Genomic DNA, 3,549 nt, shown 5'->3' on the forward strand with positions numbered 1-3,549 from the left:
AAGTGAAATTATCTCAGACGGACAGCGTCGACGGAGCGCTTGGTGGCGAATAAATCAGTGCTTCCTTAGGTGTGCGCAGCCGAAGAGCATCCATAAATTCATAGACATGCATGTACGTCTCATGGACAGTGCGATAGTCCTCTGCGAGCCACGCTTGGATCGCCCGCTGGCCTGTCTTGTCAATGGCCCCGAACAGTTGTCTTTCGATGATGTCATCCGTGCGACCTAGCCATCTGATGGTGTAAAGGTCTCGTTCCCAGAAGTGTGCGTCAGGTCCCTTGTTCAGAATAGCCGGCCCCTGTCCACGCACCTTGCCGCTGGCGTCCCTGAACACCTGTGGCCGCATATCAAGAATCTTAAAGCTCGTCTGCCCAGGCCCCAAGAAGCCCTTCTGGTACCAAATGGGGACGTAGTGGTGCCGATGCGACTGTTGTGTCATTCACGTTCCTCCGAAGACATGAATCATACGCCAACTACGCTCAGCGTAGAGGACCGGGTCCAGCCGAGTGCATCGCGGACTCATCGCTACCAGCGATGGCGGTGTTGTCCACCCTCTCACCTTAGGACACGTCGAACGGCGCTGCCGGGCGTAACGCCACTTTCGCGCGCGAAACCGTTGCTACGCCTGGTGGCCGCCCTCGTGGTTTGCCGAGCCGGCGGGTCAACGCGGTCGACCGGCCGGGCAAGCGCAGCGCGCAGCGCCGCCAGGCGCGGAGGCGTCAGGGATGGAAGCCCGCAGGGGCGAGATCGCGCCGCGGGCTCGATGCGGAGCACGACAGCGCGGCCCGAAGGGGACGCCCATATCCTGGACGCTGAGTTAACATCCTGGTCGCATCCACTTTTTCGAACAAGCCACCACCATGACCGAATCGTCGCCCCTCCCTCCCGAGCAACCCAAGCGCGGCCGCCTCGCGCCCAACAACCCCGAATGGTGTTTTCGCATCCAGGGTAACGAGGGCTGGATCGACAGCTTCACGAACGACCTGAACTCGGTCGACATCAGCATTTTCCCCGACTACGAGGACGACAAGCCGACCGTATGGTTCATGACCTCCCCGCACCTGACGGGCCTGACGCCAGCGCAGGCGACCGGCCGCGCACAGCAGCTGCTGGTCCTGCTGAACGGGGCGCTTCGTCTAAACCACACGGGCTGGTTTCGCGCCTTCGAACTCGGCGAGTGCCTGCAAAGGAAGCCGCTGGGGCCGGCGTGGGTGGGTTACGAGGAGACGCCGGCGATGAAGGCCTTCCCGCCCGACGTCGAGGAATACCGCTACTTCAACCCGAGCCGGCCGCTCGACTACTACGGCGCGGTGCTGTTCCTGTCGCGCAGCGACCCGCAGCTGAGCGCGATCCTGCGGATCCTCGGCACGAGCCCGGTCTCGCTGATGTCGCTGTCGAAAATCCAGGATACGGTCGAGGGCTCGCTGAAGCAGCTTTACCCGAAAGGCAAGGAGCGGCGGGCCGCCCTCGCGGCCCTGGGCAAAGTGACGGTGCGGGACCTGGAAAACTTCGACTACACGGCGAATAACTTCGAGGTCTCGGACATCGACGCCCGCCATGGCATGGACGACAAGTTCGGGCTCTCGGAGCGGCTCGAGGCCCTGACGCTGGACAAAGCAACGCAGATCGTACTGGCCTGCGCGCGCGCCTTCGTCCTGGAACGCGCTCGTGAAACCTTCACGCCGAAGTTCCGCGCGGTGCTGATCACCGACCGCAGCGAGGCTGACTAGCGGCGGTCGGCCAGGCCTTTGGGAAGCCCTGGGCACCGTTCGCCGGCACCGTGGAGCGCGCGCGATCGGCGCGTGTCCGGAGCCGGGCTTCATCACACACCCACTTTCGCGCGCGAGCGCGAAAGTCTGACTTCGCAAAGGCGCAGCCTCTGGACGGCGCCAAGCGGCAGCGCGGACGGTCGCGAGGCGACCGGGAGGGCAAGCGCAGCGCGCAGCGCCGCGAGGCGCGGAGGCGGCCGGGCCGACCGGCCAGGTCGGACTGGCCGCCGCGGCGGGGCCGCGCGGGCACCACGTCGCCGGCTTACAGGCCCGCCCCGCCGCAGGTTACGAATCGGCGGCGCTGTCGTCGCATCCTGGGAACGCCCCGACTTCCGCCAGCTCGGCCACGGACTCCCGCCCGTCCTGCCACCAGCCGAGCAAATCCGGCTCGCCACGGAACAACAGAGGCGGCGTGAAGACGCCCACTTGCCCATCATGGCACCCCTGGAGGCGCGCGCACTCAAAAGCCTTGATGAACCCGGCGACTACCTCATCGCCCGCATCGTCGCCCGCAATGACGGCGGCGATTCGCGCATGAGCAAGCATGATCCTCGTATCCAGTCCGCGCATAATTTCCTCGCAAGTCAAATATTCCTTCGTGAAAGGCGGCCGCCAAGGCCGCCCGCCTCTACTTTTTCGACTGCCCGACCAGATACCCGACCAGACCGGACGTGATACCTGTCACGATGCTACAGGCCCATTTTTTGTCCTCCGGCGATCCGAACAGGGCGACCACGATGCAGGCGATGAATACCGTGCCAGTGATGAGCAAGGCGAACACGAAAAGAATCAGGGCCATTGCGCGCTTGAGCTTCGCATCGGCCGAGTCGCGCGCGCGGCGCGCGTCGGCGTCCTCGTCGGTCTCGTTCTTGATCTTCAATTCCAGCTGATCCCCTTCCCGGCTGATGAGCTGGTCAAGGTTGAGTGTCCGTATATCGCCTTGCTTGTCCATCACAATCCCTCGATCGCGGTTTTAATGCAGTTGTTCGTGTCGAGGATTGCGACGCGGCAATCCTGCCCGCGCGCATCAATCGCAACCTCGTACAGCGCGAGCGCTTTGGCGAGCACTTCGCCCGTATTGCCGCCGTTGTTGGCGGCAATACGGTTGAGCCTTTCGTGAAGCGAACCCGACACTGTCAGTGTGTAAATCACGCTCCGGTCTCCCCCTTGGCTGTTCATCAGACCCCCGGATTAGTGAATGACGTGCAGGCCGTGCGCGCCGCTGACGGCGGCGGCGAGCTTGGCGCAGTCGCAGTTCTCGGCCTGCGAATAGAAGTCAATGACCAAGTCTTGCAACTTGCCCAGGGCGCGTTCGCGCTGGGGCATCGAACCGGCGCGCAAGACTACATCGCCGAACCAGCTGCCGAACGGTTTGGCGACCTCGTAGAGCAGCCCGCCCGCAACATCGGTGCCGACGCACAGAATGGCGGCGGTCATCATGTCCGCCAGCGGCGCGGCATAGGACACGAGTTCGCACATCAGTTCCGCGTGGCCGCTGTCGCACTTGGCCAGCACGGTATCCATATCGTGGTCATACATTCCAGAAACGAACAGGGCCGAAAACAACTCGGTCGCGGTGACGGCTTGCGGAGCAGAAGTGTTCATCGCTATCCTTTCGGGGCTTGGGTCATCAATCACTACAGACTCAATTCTACAGACTTTTCTATTGACCGTCAATAGTTGACATGTTGCGTTTTCGCCCTTGCGCAAAGCGCCCGGATACCGGAACCTGGAGTCCTCGGGCCGGGTGTCGGGGCCGGAACAGGCCCTGACGGTGTTG

General features: G+C 63.2%; 6 protein-coding genes. 1 reads left to right on the top strand and 5 read right to left on the bottom strand.

The window, feature by feature from the left end; all coding sequences use genetic code 11:
- Window positions 1-13: 13 nt before the first annotated feature.
- The gene (locus tag ACFPOU_RS21450) at window positions 14-439 is read right to left on the bottom strand and encodes a DUF4238 domain-containing protein (RefSeq protein WP_379726275.1); all 426 of its coding nucleotides are present in this window, start codon (window positions 437-439) and stop codon (window positions 14-16) included.
- A gap of 421 nt (window positions 440-860) precedes the next feature.
- On the opposite strand from ACFPOU_RS21450, the gene ACFPOU_RS21455 reads away from it, so the two are divergent.
- Entirely contained in the window at window positions 861-1,730 is an 870-nt protein-coding gene (locus ACFPOU_RS21455) for a hypothetical protein (RefSeq protein ID WP_379726278.1), read from the top strand.
- Window positions 1,731-2,054: 324 nt separating this feature from the next.
- Here ACFPOU_RS21455 and ACFPOU_RS21460 read toward each other — a convergent pair whose 3' ends face one another.
- The 4 genes from ACFPOU_RS21460 to ACFPOU_RS21475 form a co-directional block, all read right to left on the bottom strand.
- A complete protein-coding gene (locus tag ACFPOU_RS21460) occupies window positions 2,055-2,339 on the bottom strand; it encodes a hypothetical protein (RefSeq protein ID WP_379726281.1) in 285 nt (94 codons plus the stop codon).
- Window positions 2,340-2,397: 58 nt separating this feature from the next.
- Window positions 2,398-2,721, bottom strand: coding sequence for a hypothetical protein (locus ACFPOU_RS21465; protein WP_379726284.1), 324 nt, complete (start codon window positions 2,719-2,721; stop codon window positions 2,398-2,400).
- On the bottom strand, window positions 2,721-2,921 hold the full coding sequence (locus tag ACFPOU_RS21470) for a hypothetical protein (RefSeq protein ID WP_379726287.1): 201 nt from the start codon (window positions 2,919-2,921) through the stop codon (window positions 2,721-2,723). The genes ACFPOU_RS21465 and ACFPOU_RS21470 overlap by 1 nt, the downstream gene beginning before the upstream one ends.
- Before the next feature lie 39 nt (window positions 2,922-2,960).
- Window positions 2,961-3,549 (bottom strand): hypothetical protein (locus ACFPOU_RS21475; protein ID WP_379726290.1); only part of this gene is annotated, 589 nt, incomplete at its 5' end.

Source organism: Massilia jejuensis (genome assembly GCF_042656795.1).
Lineage (GTDB): Bacteria > Pseudomonadota > Gammaproteobacteria > Burkholderiales > Burkholderiaceae_D > Telluria > Telluria jejuensis.

Bases quoted from the DNA above. Each gene is read 5' to 3' on its own strand.
- ACFPOU_RS21450 (WP_379726275.1), bottom strand. From the start codon at position 439: ATGACACAACAGTCGCATCGGCACCACTACGTCCCCATTTGGTACCAG.
- ACFPOU_RS21460 (WP_379726281.1), bottom strand. From the start codon at position 2,339: ATGCGCGGACTGGATACGAGGATCATGCTTGCTCATGCGCGAATCGCC.
- ACFPOU_RS21455 (WP_379726278.1), top strand. From the start codon at position 861: ATGACCGAATCGTCGCCCCTCCCTCCCGAGCAACCCAAGCGCGGCCGC.
- ACFPOU_RS21465 (WP_379726284.1), bottom strand. From the start codon at position 2,721: ATGGACAAGCAAGGCGATATACGGACACTCAACCTTGACCAGCTCATC.